The 271-nt window shown below is 67.9% G+C and carries 1 protein-coding gene; it reads right to left on the bottom strand.

What is annotated here, in order from left to right; genetic code table 11:
• Window positions 1-271 (bottom strand): FAD-dependent oxidoreductase (locus SM753_RS20630; RefSeq protein ID WP_323192933.1); only part of this gene is annotated, 271 nt, incomplete at both ends.

Below are 271 nucleotides of genomic sequence, written 5' to 3'. Positions count from 1 at the left end.
CGGTCTCCTCCCAGTCGCTCGCGGAGTAGCCGAAGTGGAACTCCACGCCGAGGTCCTTCGCGTGACTCTTGACGACCCGCGAGACGTCGTCCTCGTACGGCGGGAGGACGTCGTCGAGCATCTCGACCACGGTGACGTCCGTCCCGAGCTTCGCGTACACGGACGCGAGCTCCATCCCGATGTAGCCCGCGCCGACGACGACGAGCTCGTCCGGCACCGAGTCCAGGCTGAGCGCGTGCTCGCTCGCGAGAACGTGCTCGCCGTCGAACTC

The organism is Halostella sp. PRR32 (assembly GCF_034808085.1).
GTDB lineage: Archaea > Halobacteriota > Halobacteria > Halobacteriales > Natronoarchaeaceae > Halostella > Halostella pelagica.
The sequence above is the reverse complement of the archived record's forward strand: the minus strand, read 5'-3'. Positions and strand labels throughout refer to the sequence as shown.